The organism is Streptomyces sp. NPDC025806 (assembly GCF_055558275.1).
The window spans coordinates 1-18780 of the sequence record NZ_JBVHMU010000033.1 but is presented as its reverse complement, the minus strand read 5'-3'; the positions used below and the strand labels follow the sequence as shown (position 1 = coordinate 18780).

Here is an 18780-nt window from a genome sequence, read left to right as displayed (position 1 = left end):
TACGGATGAGCCTTACTTGCGGGGCCAGTTGCCGGCCGCCTGGAGGGCCAGGTACTCCGCCGGCGGCGGGTACGTCGGTGCGAAGTGAGCCGGTGAGCCGTCGTGAGGTACGACGATCAGCGAAGTGAAGGGGGCCTGGGTGAATTCACCCGTGTCGATGTGCTCCTGGAAATCGAATGTCACAGTCCACGCGTACGGGAAGTTTTTTGCCGTGTCTGGCAGCATCACCACCGAGCTGGCTCGGTCCGGATAAACGACGTTCTTCAGGTAATTCTCTGCGGCTGTTACGGCCTCGTCTTTAGTCACCATTTTGGACTCGCATTATCGTAGGGAACGTGCAATCCGTCTCGGTAGGGAATGTGCATGATGCTGGAGACGTTCTGCTCCAACTTGCCGAGGGTCCCGCTCTGACCGTCCAGGAAGACGACGCCGTGCCGAGTGTTCACGGCGTTGAACACGTGGGCACCCCCTTCTCCTGGACGACTGATGTACACCACGCTACGTGAGCCTTCGCCGCGGGACTGTAGATCGTGAATGAGGTCATCGTAACTTTTGACCGGGTCGTAATGGCCCTTGGCCCTGTTAGTCAGGCCGAGTTGCTCCGGTGGAATATGGTCACCGGCTTCCCTAGGTGAGGCGCTGACCTCGATGCCGTCCAGCCTCCGGTCGACGGTGACCGTGTTGTGGCTGCAGTTCATGGTATATCCGGGCTGATCGGTATTGTTCACGTCCTTGAGCCACGGATACTCTGAATCGAGGAACTCCTGTGCCTTCTGGGGGTTCACCGAGTCGTAGTGAATGGCCTTTGCTTGCACGTGATCGGTGCTCTGGGCGAGGTCGCTCCAGTCCTTCGGCGGGGCCGGGGGCTCGATCTTCCACGAGTCCGGCAGCTTCGGGGAGCCGCCGACCTCCTCCCCGACGTTCAGCCCCCTCCGCGCCGTGGTTGCGGCGACCCCGGTGCCTTCTTCCATCGCCATCCGCATGCCGCCACGCGCCAATCCCGCGCCCTTGGTGCCGACGAGCTCGGGGAGGAGCCGGCCCACGAACTCGGTTGGGTCCTTCTTGAAGCCCTCCACTGCGGCAGTGACAATGCGTTCGGGGTGGGTGCCCGTCGAGACGAGACCGGCCAGCGTCGTGTTGACGTTCTGGTAGTACTCGGCCGGGTGCGTCAGGTTGTAGGGGTCGGTGGGGTTGAGACCGCGGGCGAAGTTGACCAGGCCGGCGGTTCCCTTGACTACGCCGCCGAGGAGATGCGTTCGTTCGATGTCGGCGGCTGTGAAGACGTCACCGACGTTGCTCTTGATCTGGGACAGGGGAGGAGGCTCGGCAGGAGCGTGCGCGAGGGCCGCCTTGATCGCGGCGTTCGCCGTGTCGGCGGCCTCGTTCCGGGAGCGGCGGGCGTCGGCCAGGATGTTCTCGGCGTCCTTGCGTCCGGCATGGCCTGGATCATGGAATGGATCCGGCTCTGGCCCCGGATCCTCGTTCGCGTTGACCTTGGCGTTGTAGGCGTCGATCTTCTTGTTGTACGCATTGATGGCTGTCTTGCTGGCGTGCTGAGCCTTCTCGTACTTGTCGATGGCGTCCTGCGCCTTGTCCTGCGCCCACTTGATCACATCCGCGTAGGCGTCGAGGGCTTTGGAGGCGTCCTGGCAGGCGTCGGCGGCCTGCAGCCACTTGGTGGGGTGCACTTCGAACTTGCGGTGGAAGGCATCGGCGGCCTCGCCGGTCCAGCCCGAGGAGTGCACCTTCTTCATGCCCTGCCCGACATGGTCGAAGGCTGTGTAGAAGTCCTTGAGGTGCTTGGCGGACTCGCGGATGTGACCGGGGTTGCCGTGGATGAGCTGGGTGGGGTCGGCGGTGTGCCCCAGTCCCTGCTCGGTGGGCGTGGCGCCGAGGCCTGCGGCGATGTGGTCGCCCACGCTGTGGACGACGTCACCGGCCTTGTCGAGACCGGCCTTGTCCAGGTAGTCGCCTGCCTTGTCGCTGACGTAGTCGACGCCCTCGCCGAGCTTCTTCTTGCCCTCGTCGAGCAGATGACCGCCGGCTTCCAGGCCGCTGTTGACGCCGTCCTTGAGGCCGTCCTTGATGTCGCCGAGGACGCCCATCAGCCTTCACCCCCGCCCTGCTGCTGGGCCGCTTGAGCTCGAGCCTCAGGAGAGGGGCCGAAGGTCTCGTCCAGCCACTGGTTGTACTCGGCGTCCGACATTCCGGCGGCGCCGTGAAGATTCTCGGGATTCAGGCCGTAGAGGCTGGTGCGCGAGGTCATGATGTCGCGGCCGGCGTCGTTCCAGCCCTGCTTCACATTGGCGTTCGCCTGATCCCAGGACTCCTTGCTGTAGTCCGGACCGCCCAGCACCCCGGACGTGGCGATATCGCCCCAGCCCTGGCGGGTGACCTCGTCCTCAGTGGCGTATGGATTGCCGATCATCGAGTTCGCACCGACCTTCAGAGCGCCCTCCACGTACTTGTCCGTCTCGTAGTACGTGCCTGCGGACAGGCCGACGCCCTGGGCGAACTCGTTGCCCTCGTTGATCAGGGAGCGCACGCCCCATTCCCAGCGCTCGCAGAAGGACTTGAACGTCTCGGTGACGTTCTCCACGCCCAACTCGAGCCCGGACAGTGACACATCGGAGAAACCGCGCCCGGCTCCCGCCTCACCGACCATGCCCAGTTCCTTGAGCTCCGCAAGTGCCTCGGTCAGCCCCCGGGTGATCAGGTCCAGGCCCTCGGCCTTGAGGTCTTTTCCGCCTGCTGCGCCCCCGTTGGTCACGCCCCATCCCCTTCACGTATGTCGACGCCCGCGTCGACCGCGGCTTCGTCCGGCACGATCCCCATCACCGGCGGGAACACCATCCCGCCGTCCGGTGCGTCGGCGCAGTCCAGCGCGACCCCGCACGGGACCCCGGCCGCTGGCACCGCCACATCAAGGAGCTTGGCGCCGAGCACGGTGCGGTACGTCCACTCGCGCCTGTACTCACCACGGGCCTGCGCATACCGGGCCAGTGCCTGCTCGTCGGAGAAGGCGAGGATGAAGCGGATGCCGTTGAAGTCGGCAGTGAGCATGCCCAACTCGCCCCCGTCGCCAGGGGCCTCGCCCAGGGGGACCAGCACCGGCGTCCGCCGGAACTCGCCCAGCAGCTCGGCGAACTCCCGCTGACGTGCCAGCACCTCGGGGTCGTCGAGCCCCGACACGTCCGTGGTCGCATCTGAGGATGGGTGCACAGTTACGGCAGCCTGCTCGCCGGGCGACCCAGCAGCTATCGGAACGTTCGTGCCCTCAGAGCCTGCGGACGATGGCCCCGTGTCTCCGGCCATATCCGCGTACTCCGCAAACACGGACCGACGCTCGACCTCAGGCGTCTCACTGGTGCCCCCGCTTCCCGACATGCCAAGCATCTTCACACCCCCGCGTTGCCGATCGCAACGAGGGGTCGGGAGCTGACCCAGGGAGATACCCGAGCCATTGAGTTGCGCATCCGTCGGACGGGAGCGGTCCAGAGCAGTTCCGATACGGAGGAAAGGGGCAGATCGGCGGCACCGTGGCCCGCGCCTCCCGCAACGACCAGCACGAGGCCGACCATGACACCGGGCAGAGCCAGACCGGAAAAGCTGCTCCGAACTGCAAAGCTGCAAGCAACGTGACGTCCGGCAGGCAAGGCCGCGCCCTCTCGTCGGCGGCGCTTCTCCCGAAGGCGCCTCCTCGACCGGCGCGTCCTCTGAGGCGGTCGGCTCGCCGCCGGTGCCTTCTGCCGTCGGCTCCAGAGGGGCGAACGCCTGAAGCTTCTGCTCGCCGTCGGCGACTTCGGGCTGCTCGTCGTCTTCCTCGTCCCCGAACGGTTGCCGCCCTTGGGGAGGGCCTTCACGGCGATTCCGTATCTCATGGCGCGGAGGATGACGGGCGGAGACGCTTATGTCCCTCGATCCACTCCCCCCGTGTCGCGGCTTCGTGGTATCTCCTTGCGTCGTTGAGTACGACTCGAGGCGTCTGTGAGGTCAAATGCCGGAACGCAAGCCCCGATTGCGTGTTCGCCAGGTGGGGCCCCGGCCACCCATGCCCCCTGCGCGACGCGCGAGAGGAGTCGGACGCTTCGCGCGCTTACGCCGCTGGTACCAGCGATCCGACTGGGCCAGACATACAGCCGTGCTGGCTGCAGTCGTCGCCGCGGCGAGTCTCGCCATAACCGCCTGGGGGACGTACAAGGCCGCTCAGGTCGCGGACGACCAACTCAAGCAGTCGCAGGAGGACGGTGAGAAAGAGGAACGCGCGGCCGCATCCCGGGTAACCGTGTGGGGGGATGAGAAGACGTCGACCATCGCCAATCGGACCTGGGACCCGGTCTGGATGAGCATGTACTTCCAGAACGAGCGGCAGCGAAGGGAAGGCGACGATGGGGTGACCTACATCTGGTTCGGCGTGGTCCCTCCGTGTACAGCGGTCAAGTTCCCTCGTTCTCTCGCAGAAGAGGCTGCTTCACGGCGTGCCCCAGGACCCGACAAGGACTGGCGGTTCGGCGGTATCCACTTCATCACCTCAGACATGCTCAGCTGGGTCCGCAACTCATCCGGCCGGCTGTACGGGGCCACTCCGCCGCCCGAAGGCGTACAGAAGAACAGCCCAGACCGGAAGGGCGGATTGGTGGCATCCCCTCAGGCCAAGCTGACCGAGCTGCCTGGGTGCAAGGGCTAACAAGATCGTTCTTGCACAATTGTGCAAGCGGCCGGATCACCCAGGGACCGCCCCCTTCTCCTCGACGACGTGCGTGAACTGTCGCAGCACGGCCAGGATCAACGACGCGTCGGGACCGGCCACCGCCTTGAGTGGGCCCGTGAGCGACAGGCTGACTTGGGTGCCCTGGTGAAGCTCGCGGGCGAGCTTGCTGCCCCACAGCCGAACCACACCACCGGTCTCGATGAACCACCCCTTGCTGTCGCGAGGGTGCAGAGCAGGGTTCCACGGTCGACGGAGTTCTGGTTCAAGAAGGCCGGGCTGCAGGGCGACGGCCGCCCGGTGTCCTCCCAGGGACTGCGCGCCGGCGCCGCCACCGACCTCGGCACCAGCGGGGCGACGGACGAGGAACTTGAGGAGGCCGACCGCTGGAAGAAGGGGTCCCGCATCCCGCGGGAACGGTACGTCCGCCCGGCCAAGAACGCCGAGAAGGACCCGTTCAAGAAGGTCCCGACGCACGCCCCGAAGGTCGCAGCCGAGGAGAGGTGAGCAAGGGCGCGGAGGAGGCTCCTCAGAGGATTCGTACCCTGACGCCCCCTCAACGCCGCCGGTCTGGCCCTGCCGAATTGAGGAACGGAGCAATCGCTTCCACGAAGTGGCGGTAAGCCTCCCCTGCCAGCTCACAGGCTTCCATCGCCCTCTCCTCATTACGAGCGCTGGTGGGGTTGCGCATCGACACGGAGTCGCTCCAGCCGTCCAGCCTGTCGCGGTAGTCCGTTGCCGCGTTGAAGACGCCTCGTGCCGAGGCTCGAAGGCTCTCCGGGCCGAAGGCCTTCACCCGGTAGTACGCCTGAGCCACGCCAGAGCTCGCCAGCGTTACGGCCTCACGCCGATCGACGTGATCTGCGTTGGCCGAGATGGCGTTCGCGTACCCTGCGGTGAGATCAACAAAGTTGTCAAAGGCATTCATCAGACCGACGAGGGCGTCAACGCGACGTTGAAACAGCCAGTCCTCTTGAGCATGCCGAGTCTGCAACTCCAAGTGCCGGAGAGACTCTTGCCCAGTCTTCTTGGCGCCCTCGATCGCGGCCTGAACTGCACGCTCGCCAGTTCGCTCGGTCGCGACCGCGACCCGGTCCGCACCCCGCTTGCCGAACCAGCCGGCCACCACAGCCGCCAGTACAGCACCAATTACGGCACCCCCGAACCCCACCACCGCGGCAACTACTGCCGCCTTCCCCTCGTCCATGGCCGGGAGTCTACGGATTCCGGCGGCGGGCCGAGGACGGACGACCGCGGGCCGGGCGAGCGCGTGCTCGAGCTCTTGGAGCCGCTGTTGCGCTCGTGCACTGGCCTGGCGGTGAGCGAGGGCACGGAGCTGCGGCATCCCGGCGGAGGCCATGAAGGTCGATGCCGTCGATGCAGAGCCGGAGGCGCTCCTCCTCCTCCTCCTCCTCCTCCTCCGGGGTGAGCGCGCCCGACCCGGCCGGGTCGGGCGGGTCGGGGATCTTGTCCAGGCCGGGCCGGACCGCTTCCACGGACTCCTCGACGCCCTCCTCCACGGCCTGGGCGACGGCAGCGTCGGTGTTCCGCCGGCGCTGTACCTCGCGGGTACGGGATCCGCTGGGCAACCTGTACTGGATCCAGACCCGGGTGGAGGACGTGAGCCCGCAGGAGGTGGAACTCCGTCTGGGCGACCGGGAGTTCACCGCGGCCATGGAGTACGTGCAGGGCGCCCAGTTCTTCCCTGCCGGCGAATCAGGCTTCGTTTGACGTCCGCCGTGGCGACGGCTCGGCGCAGGCGCCCGGCCCCGGGTCAGGGTCACTTGCTGTCGTTCGCCCGGGTGTGCGCGACCAGTGCGTTGGCGTGCCCGTGGCCGTGCTCGCTCTTGAGCCAGGCGACGAGTTCCATGTGCTTGGTGAGGGGCGAGGAGTGGACGAGGTCCAGCCACTCTTCCACCGGGCGGCCGTACTTCTTCTCGATCGCGGGGAAGTAGCTGGCAGGGCCCTTGGCCGGTGTGGTCATGTCGTGGTCTCCCGTCGGTGTGGTTGTGATGCGGGTGCTGTGGATGGTGACGCAGGTCAGGCCCGCGTGGGCCATGTCAGCCGGGCGGTGACGATGCTGAGCGCGATCAGGCCGAACCCGGCCCCGGCGGTGAAGGCCGCCACCGAGGTGGCCGACCCTGCGAATCCGGCCAGGACGCCCACAGGTGCGAGCCGGGTGGCGAGGGTCCAGCCGCGCTGGCGGCGGGCGGCGAAGTGCCGGGCGACGGCGAGGAAGGCGGCGCACAGGGCGAGGTAGCCGATGGTGCCGGCGAGCAGGTGGACGGTGCCGTGGGCGCTCAGTGTGGGGACCCGGTCGTCGGGGGTGCCGGCCGGGAAGCCGGCTCCTGGGTCGGCGCGGAAGATGCCGGCGAGCAGGAACGAGGCGCCGAAGGCGGTGAGCAGCCGGGGCGCCCAGGTGCCTCCCGGCGTATCGCGCAGTGCCTGGCGTATGGCGACGGCTCCGCCGGTCACCAGGATTCCGGTGATGAGGAAGGCGGTGACCTGGATCCAGCCGAGGTCGCCGAGGCTGAGCTGGCTGAGGGCGTTGCGGCTGAAGTCGAAGCCGTCCCGGGTCAGGCCCTGGACCAGGCCCACTGCGAGAAAGAGCGGGCCTGCCGCGATCCCGGCGGCCGGCAGGAGCCGGCGCGCGGGGCGGGACGGGGCGAGGTTGAGGACGGCGGCGGGGCGGTCGAGCGTCTGGGACATGGAGTGAGAGCCCTTTCTGGGCAGAGGCGAGAGACAGGCGGCGGAGGTCAGCGCGGCAGAGGCGTGTAGTGCGCCTCGATGACGCCGTTGGCGAAGGAGCGGGTGCCGACGAGGTTCATCGGGATCTGCTCGCCGTCGGCGAGGGTGCGGCCGGTGCCGGCGATGACGGGCGCGATCTGCAGGTACAGGTCGTCCAGCAGGCCGTTGCCCATGAGCCACTGCACGAGGGTGATGCTGCCGCCGACGTTGATGTTCCCGCCGGGCTGCTGCTTGAGGGCCTGGATCTGGCCGGCGATGTCGTCACCCGTGATCAGGCGGCTGCCCTGCCACTGGCCGACGTCCGTGAGGGTGGAGGTGACGACGTACTTGGGAGCGGCGTTCAGCCAGTCGGCGGTCGGCACCTGCTCGCTCGTGACGTGCGGGAAGAACTGGCTCCACATCTCGTACGTGCCGCGCCCCAGCAGCGCCGTGTCGGCGTCGTCGAACAGTCGCGTCACCGCCTCGGCGGCTTCACCGGTGTTGTAGGGCATGCCCCACTTCTCCGGCCCCTCGACGACGCCGTCCAGAGACATGAACAGGCCCGCAACGATCTTCCGCATGGTTCTCCCCTAAGTGAATGCGTCCCGCGGTCTCGATTCCCCCCGCGGTTCGGAACTGGACGGTACAGTACCCATACAGAAACTAGACTGTCCAGTACTCGCGAAGTTCACCGAAGGAGACGACGCATGGAAACCAGCGGGCAGGGGCGCTCGGCCCTCAAGCACCAGGCGATCATGGAGGCCGCGACGGCGGTGTTCATGGAGAAGGGCTACGCCGGCACGAGCATGGACGACATCGCGAGGCTGGCCGCCGTGTCCAAGCAGACCGTCTACAAGCACTTCTCCGACAAGGAGAAGCTCTTCGCCGCCATAGTCCTCGCGACCACCGACCGCCTCGACACCACCATCGACCTGCTGGCCGACATCCCGACAGACGCCGCCAACCTGGAAGAGAACCTGACCCGGCTCGCCCGCGAGTTCATGGCCAGCCTCACGCACCCCCAGGTCATCCAGCTGCGGCGCCTGATCATCGCCAACGCAGACGTCTTCCCCGACCTCGGCACCGAGTGGTACCAGAGAGGCTTCGAACGAGGGCTCGCCACACTCGCGGCGACCTTCCAGCGGCTGGCGGACGAAGGGCTGCTCCACATCGACGACACGCTTTTGGCCGCCAATCACTTCTCCGGCCTGCTGCTGTGGATCCCGGTGAACCAGGCCATGTTCACCGGACGCGCCCAGCACACCGACGCCGACCTCGACCGATACGCCGCTGCCGGCACCCGTGCCTTCCTCGCCGCCTACCGCTGACCGACACACCACCGCCCGATCCACCTGTTTCGGAAAGGAACCGCATGCCCTGGAGTGAACGCGCGTCGTGGAACGCGACGGCGTCCGACTGTCCTGCCGTGACTGGGGCGGCTCCGGCTCGCCGGTCGTTCTGCTGCACGGACTCGCGGGGCACGCGGGTGAATGGGACGCCCTCGCAGAAGCCCTGAGCACCCGTCACCGCGTCGTCGCTGTGGACCAGCGCGGCCATGGCGCCGCCGAGCGACGCCCGCGCGACGTTAGCCGGGCCGCATACGTAGCCGACGTCGTCGCCGTCCTCGAACAGCTGGAGCTGCACCGCCCGATCCTGGTGGGGCAGTCCCTGGGCGGCCACACCGCCATGCTCACCGCCTGCGCACACCCTGACCTCGTGCGCGCAATCGCCCTGGTGGAAGCCGGACCCGGCGGACCGAACCGGAGCGTGCAGGCCGAGATCGGAGGATGGCTCGACACCTGGCCGACCCCGTTCCCATCGAGGAAGGCCGCCGTCGCCTTCCTCGGCGGCGGCGCGGTGGGCGAAGGCTGGGCCGCCGGACTGGAGGAGCGCGACAACGGCTGGTGGCCCCGCTTCGAACGCGACGTCATGGTCGACTCGTTGACCGAGGTCGCCCAGCGCTCCTTCTGGGAGAAATGGGCGCGGATCACACTCCCGACCCTGATCATCCTCGGGCAGTCGGGCATCATCCCGCCCGGCGAGTCCGAAACAATGCTCCGACAACACCCAGGGGCTATTGCCGTGAGCATCCCGGGTGCGGGCCATGACGTACATCTGCAGAACCCCAGCGTCGTACTGCATCTGGTGGAGCAGTTCCTCGAGCACCACCCCTGAACCTGCAAGGAGGGCACGGCCTGCCCCCGGACAGAATCAGGCCCTCCCGCCGGCGTCCAGGCGCCGCACGCCCCACAGGCCGCAGGAGCCGCGGTCCAGGTGGAAGTAGCGGCCGTACCCCAGTGGCACAGCACCCGATGCCTACGACGGCAGGGTGGGCAACTGACCACGGCCTGGGTCGGTCCCGATCGGACGGCAGGAGGGTTTGTCGGCGCCCGTGCGCGGGACACCCCTGTGGAGCGGCCGGGCCTCACCCCCGGGCCCGGCCGCTCCACACGCCGGACCTCGGTGCCCTGCTGTGCTGCTCACTGCTGAGTCCGCCGCTGCTGGGTCCGAACAGGACACCGAGGCCCGGCGAATGCGGGTGGGGTGTATCGGTGGGCGTTGTCGCCGAGCCACATCAGCCATGCCAGCTCATCGAAGAGTTCGATCGCGTCGTCGCGTCCCCCGTTCTGCAGGATTCCGACGAGTTCGGCGTCGGTGTGCGCGACGCGGAGGTCCTGGCCGCCGGCGGTGACGCGGCGGCCGCCGGTGAGGCCTGGGCGTTGCCGTTGCGACCCGGGCGTCTTTGGCTGACGTCGTTGTCCGCTTCCCCTGGCCGCCAAAGACGCCAAGGGCCGAGTCAGTTCCGGCTCCCGGTCACGCCGCGCCCGGCCGCTGTCGCCACGCGCCAGGAGCAACGGGTGCGCAGCGCGTGGGCCGACGCCTAGCCGAGGTCGTCGAGGCGGTACTCGAGTGCGGACAGGTCGGGATCGGCACGGAGTTCGGCGAGGTCGCGTTGCCGCTTCTCCGGCGTTTATGCCTAGGTGCCGCCGGGCTGCGCGTGCGTGGTGCCTGTGTGGTTCATGCTCCACCAACGACTACGGTCCTGGTCGGGCGTGACACCCGTGGCCCCCACATGGCAACGGTTAGGGCCTGGTGCTGACGGGGGATGCAGCACCAGGCCCTGCTCGCCACCGTAACGCTTACCTGCAAGTCCGGCTCGGCCGGGCTACGTTCAGCCTCAGCGGATGACCGAGCTTGGACGGTGGCCCGGCGGCCAGGCGCTGTACGCCCGCGCCCCGGCGACCCGCGCGACTTCGGGAGTCACGTCGTGACGCGGCCGCATGATCAATGTCGATGAGTTGGGGGTTCTGGCACAGATCTTGGGGAGTCGTCGCGGAGCGTGACCCTGTTGTTCGATTGCAAGGAGACAGGCTCGCGTGAGACCGCGTACGCCTTGTTGTCCGACGATCAGAGTTGACGCTCCCTCAGGTTTCTGCCTATCGCTGTGTGGACCGTTGCGAGCGGTGATGGTGCTGGTCATGCAGACTGACGCACCGTTCTGGAACTCGCTGGTTTTCGAGGGGATCGACGAGGTGGATGTCGAGGCGGTTTCGGCCGTATTCGGCACGGTCGAGGTCGTGGCGAGAGGCTGCGCCGACGGGGCTGCATGTCCTGAAACCGAAGCAGCCCGAACCGATCCGGCCGCTGCCCCCCGGAGCCGCCGGCGGCTCTACTTGTCCGCGGTGGCGGGCTGGTAGGCCGGGTTGCTCTGGCAGCCGGACATGATCTCGGTGCGGGTCTGCTTGTCGATCGGGCAGGCGCCGATGATGAAGCGCGGGGCGATCCCGCCGGGGAAGGCGACCTCGACCTGTTCCGCGTACTTGTGGGTGTCGCCGATGGTGCGGTTGACGTCGATGCCGTTGGGGGCGTCGATGTAGTAGTTGTACGCGCCGGGCTTCAGCCATTTCGTCCAGGACTTGTACGGGTCGTGGTCGTAGGAGGTGGAGACGAACGGGGAGGGCTGGTTCACCAGCACCTACTTCTCGAGGTCGTACTGGCCGTTGACGATGTCCCGGGGGTGGAAGCCCTCCTTGAAGATGCTGTCGGGGGCGCGGCCGTCGGCGCGGTAGAGCGTCTTGCAGTCCTTGCGGAACACCGGCTGAGGGGTGATCTTCTCGAGCGGGACGGGGCGTTCGACCGCTGCGTAGAGCTTGTCCTCGACGACCGGACACGTGGGTGCCGCTGCGGCGGCGGTCAGGGCGGCGGCGTGCGCGGGAGCGGTGGTGGTGGCGGCCGGGGTGGTGGCAGAGGCGGCGGACGTGGCGGCCAGGCTCGCGAGGACACCGAGGGCAGCCGCTGCTTTGCCGAAGAAGGGGTTCTTGATCACTTGATGACCATCGGGCGCACGGCATGCGGCACCGGGCCGCCACCCGAACGTGGGCGCGTCCGCGCGGACGCACTGTCACTGAAAAGATACAGACCTGTTTGTCTGGCTCGTCTGGTCATCTGAGGGCCTCCCTCGACCTCCCCTCCGAACGAGACATCCGGCGGCAGGAATTGGCCGAGCCCCGGCGGTTCTGAATTCGAAGCGGCCACTGGGTGTTCAGAGAAACAGGCACGGTTGTATGGTTACTCAGAAGGAGGAGGCGCCGGACTGCGTCTGCTCACTGCTGTTTTTGAGAGCCGTCACATCAGGCAAGGGGCATGCGCGATGCAGAAGCGGGCGCAAACTTCCCGTCAGGCACTCGTGAGTGCTGCCGTGGAACTCATCGCGACCCGTCGGCTCGCCGACGCGGGACTGGTCAACATTTGCAACGCAGCGGGGGTCACCCGTGGTGCGCTCTACCACCACTTCCGCTCCATCGCGGAGTTGGTGGGCGAGGTGCACGCGCAGGCCCGGGACCAGGTGTTCGCCCTGGCCGACGAGACCTTCGCGGAGCCCAGCGCGGACGCGCCGGCGCGCTTCAGTGTCGCCCTCGGCAAGGCGCTGGCGAGCGACCAACTGATGCGCGCGGGGCTTCGGTTGGCCCCCGACGGGACCGAGGACCCGCCCCGGCTGAGGGAAGAAGTGCTGGACCGGGTGCGTGCCGAGACCCTGGCGCGGGTGCCGGCGGGACTCGACCGCGCGGTGCTCGCGGATCTGACGGTCGTGGTCGTGGCGGGCCTGGAGTCGCTGGGCTACGCCGACCCGGCGTGGTGGGGCGAGGAGCGCGCGGAGCGGATCTGGGACGTGCTGCTGCCGCTGGTCGTGCGGGAATCGCCGGTCGGCGCCGCCGGGGTGTGACCGGCCGCGCCGGCCCGCCCGCCCCCGCGTCCTACGAGGTGACGGCGCCGGCGGCCAGGGCTTCCGCCCGGCCCTCGTCCTGCGCGACGAGGGCCGCGGGCGGGGGAGTGACGCGCAGGGTGCCGATCATGCCGGGGGCGACCATGCCCGGCAGCAGGAACCGCCACATCTCGGTGAGCCGCTCGGGCAGGTCATTGCGATCCGTGTAGACCAGCGACATCGCCTGCAGCCCGGTGAACGCGCCGACGATGACGGTGGTGGCGGCGCGCAGGTCCACGCCGGGCAGGATCTCGCCCTGCGACTGGGCCTCGGTGAACAGGTGATGGATGGCCTCGGTCGACTGCTCGTAGGGCGTGTTGACCGGGCGCGGGAACGACGTCTTCTCCACCGCGAGGCGCACGCTCGCCCGCAGCACCGGATCGTGCTGCAGGCGTACGGCGAAGCCGAAGGTCAGATCGATGATCGACTGGAGCTTGGTGGACCGCTCGGGGGCGGCGAGGGCGTCGCTGTGCGCGTCGAACAGCGCGGCCGCGATCGCTTCCTTGGACCGGAAGTGGTGGTAGAGGGCGCCACGCGTCAGACCGGTGCGCGCCAGGATCTCGTTCGTGCTCGCGGCGTCGTATCCGCGAAGGTCGAACACCTCGGCGGCGGCCGCGAGGATTGCCTGCCTCGATCGCGTCCCGCGTTCTTGCTTCGCCATACCCGGTCCTTGCTGTGAGTCAACTATCAATACAGACAAGTCTGCATTGTACTTGGACCTTCCAGACTCGCCAGAGGGGCGGCGGCAGAAGGCGGAACGGGCCGCCCACTCGGTGCAGACGTCACGGGGACGTCAGGGCGCGCCGCGTCCCGCGGAGCTGTCCGGCGCGGTCGAAGGGGACGCCGAAGGGGACGCCGAAGGGTGCGTGCATGCCGATGCCGCTGTGGCGGTGACCAAGGTTGTACCAGTCGGAGAAGTCCTCGCACCAGGCTCGGGCGCCGCTCGGCGCACGGCCGGGCCGGCGCCGGGACCTGCGGTGGTGGCGGCGGTACGTCACCCGGCCTGGCCCAGGACAGGCATGGAGGGCGGCCCGCCCAGACGGAAACCGACACCGCGGACCGTGACGATCCAATGGCTGGACCCGAGCTTGCCGCGCACGCTGCTGACATGGGTGTCGATCGTTCGTCCCTTGTGCGACCAGGCGTCCTCCCAGACCTGGGTCATCAGCTGCCGCCGGGAGACCACCGCGCCCGGCTGGATCGCGAGGACGTGCAGCAGGTCGAACTCCTTGCGCGTGAGGCTCACCGGGTTCCCGTGCAGGGTGACCCTGCGGACGTCGGTGTCGATCTGCAGCGGGCCGTGCTCGATCGTGCGGGCCGTCGAGGACGGCGGCCGCACCCGGCGCATCACCGCGCCGATGCGGGCGAGCAGTTCGTGGAACCCGTACGGCTTGACCACGTAGTCGTCCGAGCCCGCCTGCAGGCCGAGGACACGGTCGAGCTCGCTGCCGCGCTCGGTGACGGCGATGATCGGGGTGTCGCTCATCGCGCGGATGCTGCGGCAGACCTCCAGGCCGTCGATGTCGGTGAGGTCGAGGTTGAGCAGGATCAGATCGGCCTCCCGGTGCACGCGCAGGGCCTGCGTTCCGGTGGCCACGCTGTCGGCGCGGTATCCGCGCCGGACCAGATCCTGGACCAGTGCTTTCGCGGCCCGCTCCTCGTTCTCGACGACCAGGATGCGCAGGGCTGGGTGCTCGACCGGAACGTGAAGTCGGGGCATGGCGGGGCGGGTTGGCTGGGGCGCGGCGTAGTGCCGACCGACTGTGGCAAGGCCGGGCGGGTCCGCTACCTGCTGGTTCAACTGGTCCTCCTGGAGCGTGCCGGTGTCGGCTGCCTTCACATGCTCGTGTTGAAGTTCAGGTGCCAGAGGAGAGTAACAAACAGACTTGTCTGATTGTCAATGTCGTTCACGGCGCCCTCCCTCAAGGCGTTACATGCCATGTGACCTGCGCCGATCATGGATAAGTCCGGTTGTTTATCGGGCTCTTGGTGGCGGCACCGAGTGTCGAGAGTTGGTCAAGAACAGGCAAGGACGCCGTTTTTTGCGGCCTGGCTGTCGGCGTCCTGGCTCAAGCTTTACTTGATTTACCCTACAGACCTGTCTGTATTTTGTTTGCGTGTGGACCGGGGGCTGTTGCCACACAGCAGCTCCCTCCTGGCCAACTACCTACAGGAGCGCCTGCCTTGACCGCGATGCTCGACTTCGATCTCACCGCGTTCACCACTACCGTTCCGCGCCAGTACGTGCACCGCGCCGCCATCTCCGAAGTGCTGCTCACCGGCTGGCGGCCCGCGCAGGAGCCGCACACCTTCGTCGTGGGCACCCAGTGGCCCCGCGGCCACGCACTCTTCGCCCAGTCGGGCGGCTACCAGGACCCGATGCTCTTCGCCGAATCGGTTCGCCAGGTGGGGGCGCTGCTCGCCCACGCCGAGTACGGGGTCGAGTTCGGCGACCAGTTCCTCATGGGGTCGATGCACTTCGCCGCCCCGGCACCCCTGTTCGTCGCCACCCCCGCCCCGACCGAGGTCGAACTGCACGTGGCGTGCCACGACATCGTGCAGCGCGGCAAGCGGTTCGCCGGCATGCGCTACGAGGTGACCGCCGTGGTCGAGGGCGAGTCCCTGGGCTCCGCGGGCGCGACCATGACCTGCATACGGCCCTCCGTCTACGGGCGGCTGCGCGGAGACCGGTCCACCCACTGCGACCGCCTGCCGGGCCTGCCGATCGACCCGGCCCTGGTGGGCCGCACCGACGCGCGGCACGTGGTCCTGTCCGAGATCTCGCGCGGCGCCGGCGACCGGTGGGAGCTGCGCGTCGACTGCGGCCACCCGATCTTCTTCGACCACCCCGTGGACCACGTCCCCGGCATGGTGCTCCTGGAGGCCGCCCGGCAGGCGGCCCACGCCGTCACCGGAATGCCCGACACCCTCGTCGTCGCCCTGGACAGCACCTTCGAGCGGTACGCCGAACTCGACGCGCCCTGCCTGGTGGAGGCCGAGCCGACCGGCGTCGACGCGGCGGGCGACGTCCAGGTACGGGTGCGCGGACAGCAGGAAGGCGAAGCCGTCTTCGAGGCGTACGTCACCCTGCGCACGCGTACGCACTGACCCGCCCTGCGCGATCGGAGCCTTACATGCAGAACGTCCTGATCGCCGGGGCCGGCGGGTTCATCGGAACCCACGTCACCCGCGAAGCGGCCCGGTTCGGCGGGCAGTTGACCCTGGCCTCGCACCGCAGACGTCCCCCGGTACCGCTCGGGGGACGGGCCAGAACCCGTGTCGTACGGATGAACCTGGCGGAGCCGGACTCCGTGCGCGGCCTGTGCGACGGCGTCGACGCCGTCCTGCACTGCGCGTCCCGGATCGGAGGGAGCGCCGAGGCCAACGAGGCGGTCAACGCCCGGGGGACCGCCGCGCTCGTCGCCGAGGCGCAGCGCGCCGGAGTCCCCCGCATCGTCTACCTCAGCACCGCATCCGTGTACGGACGCGGCGTCTTCCGCAACGCGCTGCCCGAACACCTCCCGCGCCGGCCGCTGTCGCACACGTCGCGGACCCGGGCCGAGGCGGAGGACGCGGTCCTCGATGCCGGCGGCATCGTCGTACGGCCTCATCTGGTCCTCGGCCCCGGCGACGCGTGGGTGCGGCCCGCGCTGCGGCGGCTGCTGGGGGCGCTGCACGGCACCCCGGCCGGCTGGGACGCCCGCCTGTCGGTGATCGCCGTGGCCGAACTGGCGGAGCTGATCGTGGCCCTCGGCCGGGCCCCGCGCGAACAGCTCTCGTCCTCCGTCTACCACGCGGCGTACCCGCAGCCGGTCACGGCCGGCGAGCTGCTGCGCTCGGTGGCCACGGGGGCGGCGCTGCCGCCGACCGGCCGCACGGTGGATCCGGCGCAGGCCCGCGCCCTGCTCGCGGGCGACGGGACCCTCACCCGCGTCCTGGAGATGCTGGCCACCGACCACTGGTTCGACAGCACTCCCCTCTGGGACGACCTGGGCCGGTCCGCGGGCTCCGGCCGGGGCGTGGACGCGGTGGACATGAGCGAGTGGGACGACGACCTGCCGGCAGCGGTCTGACCGCGCCGAGGCCTCCGTCCGGTGCCGGACGCAAGCCAGGCAGCACCTATTACAAGTATCAACATTATCAAGGGAGTTAAGGCATCGTGCGCAAAGTCCTGATCGCCAACCGTGGCGAAATCGCTGTCCGCGTTGCCCGGGCGTGCCGGGATGCCGGGATCGCGAGCGTTGCCGTCTACGCCGATCCGGATCGGGACGCTCTGCACGTCCGCGCGGCCGACGAGGCCTTCGCGCTGGGTGGTGACACCCCGGCCACCAGCTATCTCGACATGGCCAAGGTGCTGCAGGCCGCCAAGGACTCGGGGGCGGACGCGATCCACCCGGGTTACGGGTTCCTGTCGGAGAACGCCGAGTTCGCCCAGGCCGTCCTGGATGCGGGTCTGATCTGGATCGGTCCGCCGCCGCATGCGATCCGGGACCTGGGTGACAAGGTCGCCGCCCGCCACATCGCGCAGCGTGCCGGTGCCCCGCTTGTCGCGGGTACTCCGGATCCGGTGTCGGGTGCGGACGAGGTGGTGGAGTTCGCGAAGGAGCACGGCCTGCCGATCGCGATCAAGGCCGCGTTCGGTGGCGGTGGTCGTGGTCTGAAGGTGGCCCGCACCCTGGACGAGGTCCCCGAGCTGTACGACTCGGCCGTGCGTGAGGCCGTCGCCGCGTTCGGCCGCGGCGAGTGCTTCGTGGAGCGCTACCTCGACAAGCCCCGCCACGTGGAGACGCAGTGCCTGGCCGACGCGCACGGCAACGTGGTGGTCGTCTCCACGCGTGACTGCTCGCTGCAGCGCCGCCACCAGAAGCTGGTGGAGGAGGCCCCCGCCCCGTTCCTGTCCGAGGCGCAGGTCGAGGAGCTGTACAGCGCGTCGAAGGCGATCTTGAAGGAGGCCGGCTACGTCGGCGCGGGAACGGTGGAGTTCCTGGTCGGCGCGGACGGCACGATCTCCTTCCTGGAGGTCAACACGCGTCTGCAGGTCGAGCACCCGGTGACCGAGGAGGTCGCCGGCATCGACCTGGTCCGTGAGATGTTCCGCATCGCCGACGGCGAGGAACTCGGCTACGGCGACCCCGTGCTGCGCGGCCACTCCTTCGAGTTCCGTATCAACGGCGAGGACCCGGGCCGCGGCTTCCTGCCCGCCCCCGGCACCGTCACGAAGTTCGACGCCCCCTCGGGCCCGGGTGTGCGCCTGGACGCGGGCGTCGAGTCCGGCTCGGTGATCGGCCCGGCGTGGGACTCGCTGCTGGCCAAGCTGATCGTCACCGGCCGCACCCGCAAGGAGGCCCTCGAACGGGCCGCCCGGGCACTCGCGGAGTTCCAGGTCGAGGGCATGGCGACAGCCATTCCCTTCCATCGGGCGGTGGTGGAGGACCCCGCGTTCACCGCGGACCCGTTCACGGTGCACACCCGGTGGATCGAGACCGAGTTCGTCAACGACATCCCGGCCTTCAGCGTGCCCGCCGTCGATCCGGACGCCGACCAGGAGACGGGGCGCGAGAACCTCGTGGTGGAGGTCGGCGGCAAGCGCCTGGAGGTCTCCCTCCCCGCCGGCATGGGCATGACGCTCGCACGTCGGGGACTCGCGGAGGGCGCCAGGCCCAAGCGCCGCGCCGCGAAGAGGTCCGGCCCGGCCGCCTCCGGTGACACCCTCGCGTCCCCGATGCAGGGCACCATCGTCAAGGTCGCCGTCGAGGAGGGCCAGGAGGTCAAGGAGGGCGACCTCGTCGTGGTCCTGGAGGCCATGAAGATGGAACAGCCCCTCAACGCGCACAAGGCCGGAACCATCAAGGGTCTCTCCCTCGAGATCGGCGCGTCCCTCACCTCCGGCGCCACCATCTGCGAAATCAAGGACTGAGGGCACTTTCATGTCTGTCGACACCACTACGACCGTTTCCGCGAGCACGTCCGGGCGGGACGGCAAGGATGTGCGGCGCGTGGACCGGGTCATCATCCGGTTCGCGGGCGACTCCGGTGACGGTATGCAGCTCACCGGCGACCGTTTCACATCGGAGACGGCGTC

General features: G+C 68.6%; 22 protein-coding genes and 1 pseudogene. 10 read left to right on the top strand and 13 right to left on the bottom strand.

Annotated elements, in window-relative coordinates; all coding sequences use genetic code 11:
- Window positions 1–12: 12 nt before the first annotated feature.
- The 4 genes from ACZ4E1_RS38390 to ACZ4E1_RS38375 are packed head-to-tail and all read right to left on the bottom strand — an operon-like array spanning window position 13 to window position 3192.
- Window positions 13–309 (bottom strand): YrhB domain-containing protein, encoded by a 297-nt coding sequence (locus tag ACZ4E1_RS38390; protein ID WP_467548347.1) that lies wholly within the window; start codon window positions 307–309, stop codon window positions 13–15.
- Window positions 303–2105, bottom strand: a complete 1803-nt coding sequence (locus ACZ4E1_RS38385) for a putative T7SS-secreted protein (protein WP_467548345.1) — start codon at window positions 2103–2105, stop codon at window positions 303–305. Before ACZ4E1_RS38385 ends, ACZ4E1_RS38390 begins: the two co-directional genes overlap by 7 nt.
- Window positions 2105–2770 (bottom strand): hypothetical protein, encoded by a 666-nt coding sequence (locus ACZ4E1_RS38380; protein ID WP_467548343.1) that lies wholly within the window; start codon window positions 2768–2770, stop codon window positions 2105–2107. The genes ACZ4E1_RS38385 and ACZ4E1_RS38380 overlap by 1 nt, the downstream gene beginning before the upstream one ends.
- Complete coding sequence (locus ACZ4E1_RS38375; protein ID WP_467548341.1) at window positions 2767–3192, bottom strand: hypothetical protein; 426 nt, start codon at window positions 3190–3192, stop codon at window positions 2767–2769. The genes ACZ4E1_RS38380 and ACZ4E1_RS38375 overlap by 4 nt, the downstream gene beginning before the upstream one ends.
- 949 nt (window positions 3193–4141) lie before the next feature.
- On the opposite strand from ACZ4E1_RS38375, the gene ACZ4E1_RS38370 reads away from it, so the two are divergent.
- Window positions 4142–4687: a hypothetical protein gene (locus tag ACZ4E1_RS38370; RefSeq protein ID WP_467548339.1), complete on the top strand. Its 546-nt coding sequence runs from the start codon at window positions 4142–4144 to the stop codon at window positions 4685–4687.
- Window positions 4688–4723: 36 nt separating this feature from the next.
- Here ACZ4E1_RS38370 and ACZ4E1_RS38365 read toward each other — a convergent pair whose 3' ends face one another.
- Window positions 4724–4897: a hypothetical protein gene (locus ACZ4E1_RS38365; protein WP_467548338.1), complete on the bottom strand. Its 174-nt coding sequence runs from the start codon at window positions 4895–4897 to the stop codon at window positions 4724–4726.
- 39 nt (window positions 4898–4936) lie between these two features.
- Between ACZ4E1_RS38365 and ACZ4E1_RS38360 the strand changes: the two genes are divergently transcribed.
- Complete coding sequence (locus ACZ4E1_RS38360) at window positions 4937–5215, top strand: hypothetical protein (protein ID WP_467548336.1); 279 nt, start codon at window positions 4937–4939, stop codon at window positions 5213–5215.
- A gap of 49 nt (window positions 5216–5264) precedes the next feature.
- On the opposite strand, the gene ACZ4E1_RS38355 is transcribed toward ACZ4E1_RS38360, so the two are convergent.
- Window positions 5265–5915, bottom strand: coding sequence for a hypothetical protein (locus ACZ4E1_RS38355; RefSeq protein ID WP_467548334.1), 651 nt, complete (start codon window positions 5913–5915; stop codon window positions 5265–5267).
- 170 nt (window positions 5916–6085) lie between these two features.
- Here ACZ4E1_RS38355 and ACZ4E1_RS38350 point away from each other — a divergent pair, with 170 nt between their 5' ends.
- Window positions 6086–6439, top strand: a complete 354-nt coding sequence (locus tag ACZ4E1_RS38350) for a hypothetical protein (RefSeq protein ID WP_467548333.1) — start codon at window positions 6086–6088, stop codon at window positions 6437–6439.
- A gap of 49 nt (window positions 6440–6488) precedes the next feature.
- On the opposite strand, the gene ACZ4E1_RS38345 is transcribed toward ACZ4E1_RS38350, so the two are convergent.
- Genes ACZ4E1_RS38345 through ACZ4E1_RS38335 form a run of 3 tightly spaced genes read right to left on the bottom strand, consistent with a single transcriptional unit; the run spans window position 6489 to window position 8016 of the window.
- A complete protein-coding gene (locus ACZ4E1_RS38345) occupies window positions 6489–6692 on the bottom strand; it encodes a DUF4287 domain-containing protein (RefSeq protein ID WP_467548331.1) in 204 nt (67 codons plus the stop codon).
- Window positions 6693–6748: 56 nt separating this feature from the next.
- Entirely contained in the window at window positions 6749–7417 is a 669-nt protein-coding gene (locus tag ACZ4E1_RS38340; protein WP_467548329.1) for a DUF998 domain-containing protein, read from the bottom strand.
- Between the two features lie 47 nt (window positions 7418–7464).
- The gene (locus tag ACZ4E1_RS38335; protein WP_467548327.1) at window positions 7465–8016 is read right to left on the bottom strand and encodes a dihydrofolate reductase family protein; all 552 of its coding nucleotides are present in this window, start codon (window positions 8014–8016) and stop codon (window positions 7465–7467) included.
- A 126-nt stretch (window positions 8017–8142) separates the two neighbouring features.
- Here ACZ4E1_RS38335 and ACZ4E1_RS38330 point away from each other — a divergent pair, with 126 nt between their 5' ends.
- The 3 genes from ACZ4E1_RS38330 (at window position 8143) to ACZ4E1_RS38320 (ending at window position 11133) form a co-directional block, all read left to right on the top strand.
- Window positions 8143–8763 (top strand): TetR/AcrR family transcriptional regulator, encoded by a 621-nt coding sequence (locus ACZ4E1_RS38330; RefSeq protein WP_467548325.1) that lies wholly within the window; start codon window positions 8143–8145, stop codon window positions 8761–8763.
- Between the two features lie 67 nt (window positions 8764–8830).
- Entirely contained in the window at window positions 8831–9610 is a 780-nt protein-coding gene (locus tag ACZ4E1_RS38325) for an alpha/beta fold hydrolase (protein ID WP_467548323.1), read from the top strand.
- Window positions 9611–10914: 1304 nt separating this feature from the next.
- Window positions 10915–11133 carry a hypothetical protein gene (locus tag ACZ4E1_RS38320; protein ID WP_467548321.1) on the top strand — a complete coding sequence of 73 codons (219 nt, stop codon included), beginning with the start codon at window positions 10915–10917 and terminating at the stop codon, window positions 11131–11133.
- On the opposite strand, the pseudogene ACZ4E1_RS38315 reads toward ACZ4E1_RS38320, so the two are convergent.
- Window positions 11106–11762, bottom strand: a pseudogene (locus ACZ4E1_RS38315) (ADP-ribosyltransferase). The gene ACZ4E1_RS38320 and the pseudogene ACZ4E1_RS38315 overlap by 28 nt on opposite strands.
- 360 nt (window positions 11763–12122) lie before the next feature.
- On the opposite strand from ACZ4E1_RS38315, the gene ACZ4E1_RS38310 reads away from it, so the two are divergent.
- Entirely contained in the window at window positions 12123–12659 is a 537-nt protein-coding gene (locus ACZ4E1_RS38310; protein ID WP_467548319.1) for a TetR family transcriptional regulator, read from the top strand.
- A 31-nt stretch (window positions 12660–12690) separates the two neighbouring features.
- Here ACZ4E1_RS38310 and ACZ4E1_RS38305 read toward each other — a convergent pair whose 3' ends face one another.
- The 3 genes from ACZ4E1_RS38305 to ACZ4E1_RS38295 all read right to left on the bottom strand — a co-directional run bounded on the left by ACZ4E1_RS38305 (window position 12691) and on the right by ACZ4E1_RS38295 (window position 14418).
- Window positions 12691–13359 carry a ScbR family autoregulator-binding transcription factor gene (locus ACZ4E1_RS38305; protein ID WP_467548317.1) on the bottom strand — a complete coding sequence of 223 codons (669 nt, stop codon included), beginning with the start codon at window positions 13357–13359 and terminating at the stop codon, window positions 12691–12693.
- A gap of 121 nt (window positions 13360–13480) precedes the next feature.
- Window positions 13481–13696, bottom strand: coding sequence for a hypothetical protein (locus ACZ4E1_RS38300; RefSeq protein ID WP_467548315.1), 216 nt, complete (start codon window positions 13694–13696; stop codon window positions 13481–13483).
- A complete protein-coding gene (locus tag ACZ4E1_RS38295; RefSeq protein ID WP_467548313.1) occupies window positions 13693–14418 on the bottom strand; it encodes a response regulator transcription factor in 726 nt (241 codons plus the stop codon). The genes ACZ4E1_RS38300 and ACZ4E1_RS38295 overlap by 4 nt, the downstream gene beginning before the upstream one ends.
- A 473-nt stretch (window positions 14419–14891) precedes the next feature.
- Here ACZ4E1_RS38295 and ACZ4E1_RS38290 point away from each other — a divergent pair, with 473 nt between their 5' ends.
- From ACZ4E1_RS38290 to ACZ4E1_RS38280, 3 genes are all read left to right on the top strand, one after another.
- Window positions 14892–15806: a ScbA/BarX family gamma-butyrolactone biosynthesis protein gene (locus ACZ4E1_RS38290; RefSeq protein ID WP_467548396.1), complete on the top strand. Its 915-nt coding sequence runs from the start codon at window positions 14892–14894 to the stop codon at window positions 15804–15806.
- A gap of 26 nt (window positions 15807–15832) precedes the next feature.
- Window positions 15833–16771, top strand: coding sequence for an NAD-dependent epimerase/dehydratase family protein (locus ACZ4E1_RS38285; protein WP_467548311.1), 939 nt, complete (start codon window positions 15833–15835; stop codon window positions 16769–16771).
- Between the two features lie 86 nt (window positions 16772–16857).
- On the top strand, window positions 16858–18615 hold the full coding sequence (locus ACZ4E1_RS38280) for an acetyl/propionyl/methylcrotonyl-CoA carboxylase subunit alpha (protein WP_467548309.1): 1758 nt from the start codon (window positions 16858–16860) through the stop codon (window positions 18613–18615).
- The last annotated feature ends 165 nt before the right edge of the window (window positions 18616–18780 follow it).

What these genes read in the sequence shown, in the direction of transcription:
- ACZ4E1_RS38285 (WP_467548311.1), top strand. Translation starts at nt 15,833, where the DNA reads ATGCAGAACGTCCTGATCGCCGGGGCCGGCGGGTTCATCGGAACCCAC.
- ACZ4E1_RS38320 (WP_467548321.1), top strand. Translation starts at nt 10,915, where the DNA reads ATGCAGACTGACGCACCGTTCTGGAACTCGCTGGTTTTCGAGGGGATC.
- ACZ4E1_RS38385 (WP_467548345.1), bottom strand. Translation starts at nt 2,105, where the DNA reads ATGGGCGTCCTCGGCGACATCAAGGACGGCCTCAAGGACGGCGTCAAC.
- ACZ4E1_RS38295 (WP_467548313.1), bottom strand. Translation starts at nt 14,418, where the DNA reads ATGCCCCGACTTCACGTTCCGGTCGAGCACCCAGCCCTGCGCATCCTG.
- ACZ4E1_RS38290 (WP_467548396.1), top strand. Translation starts at nt 14,892, where the DNA reads ATGCTCGACTTCGATCTCACCGCGTTCACCACTACCGTTCCGCGCCAG.
- ACZ4E1_RS38330 (WP_467548325.1), top strand. Translation starts at nt 8,143, where the DNA reads ATGGAAACCAGCGGGCAGGGGCGCTCGGCCCTCAAGCACCAGGCGATC.
- ACZ4E1_RS38335 (WP_467548327.1), bottom strand. Translation starts at nt 8,016, where the DNA reads ATGCGGAAGATCGTTGCGGGCCTGTTCATGTCTCTGGACGGCGTCGTC.
- ACZ4E1_RS38390 (WP_467548347.1), bottom strand. Translation starts at nt 309, where the DNA reads ATGGTGACTAAAGACGAGGCCGTAACAGCCGCAGAGAATTACCTGAAG.
- ACZ4E1_RS38350 (WP_467548333.1), top strand. Translation starts at nt 6,086, where the DNA reads ATGCAGAGCCGGAGGCGCTCCTCCTCCTCCTCCTCCTCCTCCTCCGGG.
- ACZ4E1_RS38355 (WP_467548334.1), bottom strand. Translation starts at nt 5,915, where the DNA reads ATGGACGAGGGGAAGGCGGCAGTAGTTGCCGCGGTGGTGGGGTTCGGG.
- ACZ4E1_RS38305 (WP_467548317.1), bottom strand. Translation starts at nt 13,359, where the DNA reads ATGGCGAAGCAAGAACGCGGGACGCGATCGAGGCAGGCAATCCTCGCG.
- ACZ4E1_RS38340 (WP_467548329.1), bottom strand. Translation starts at nt 7,417, where the DNA reads ATGTCCCAGACGCTCGACCGCCCCGCCGCCGTCCTCAACCTCGCCCCG.
- ACZ4E1_RS38345 (WP_467548331.1), bottom strand. Translation starts at nt 6,692, where the DNA reads ATGACCACACCGGCCAAGGGCCCTGCCAGCTACTTCCCCGCGATCGAG.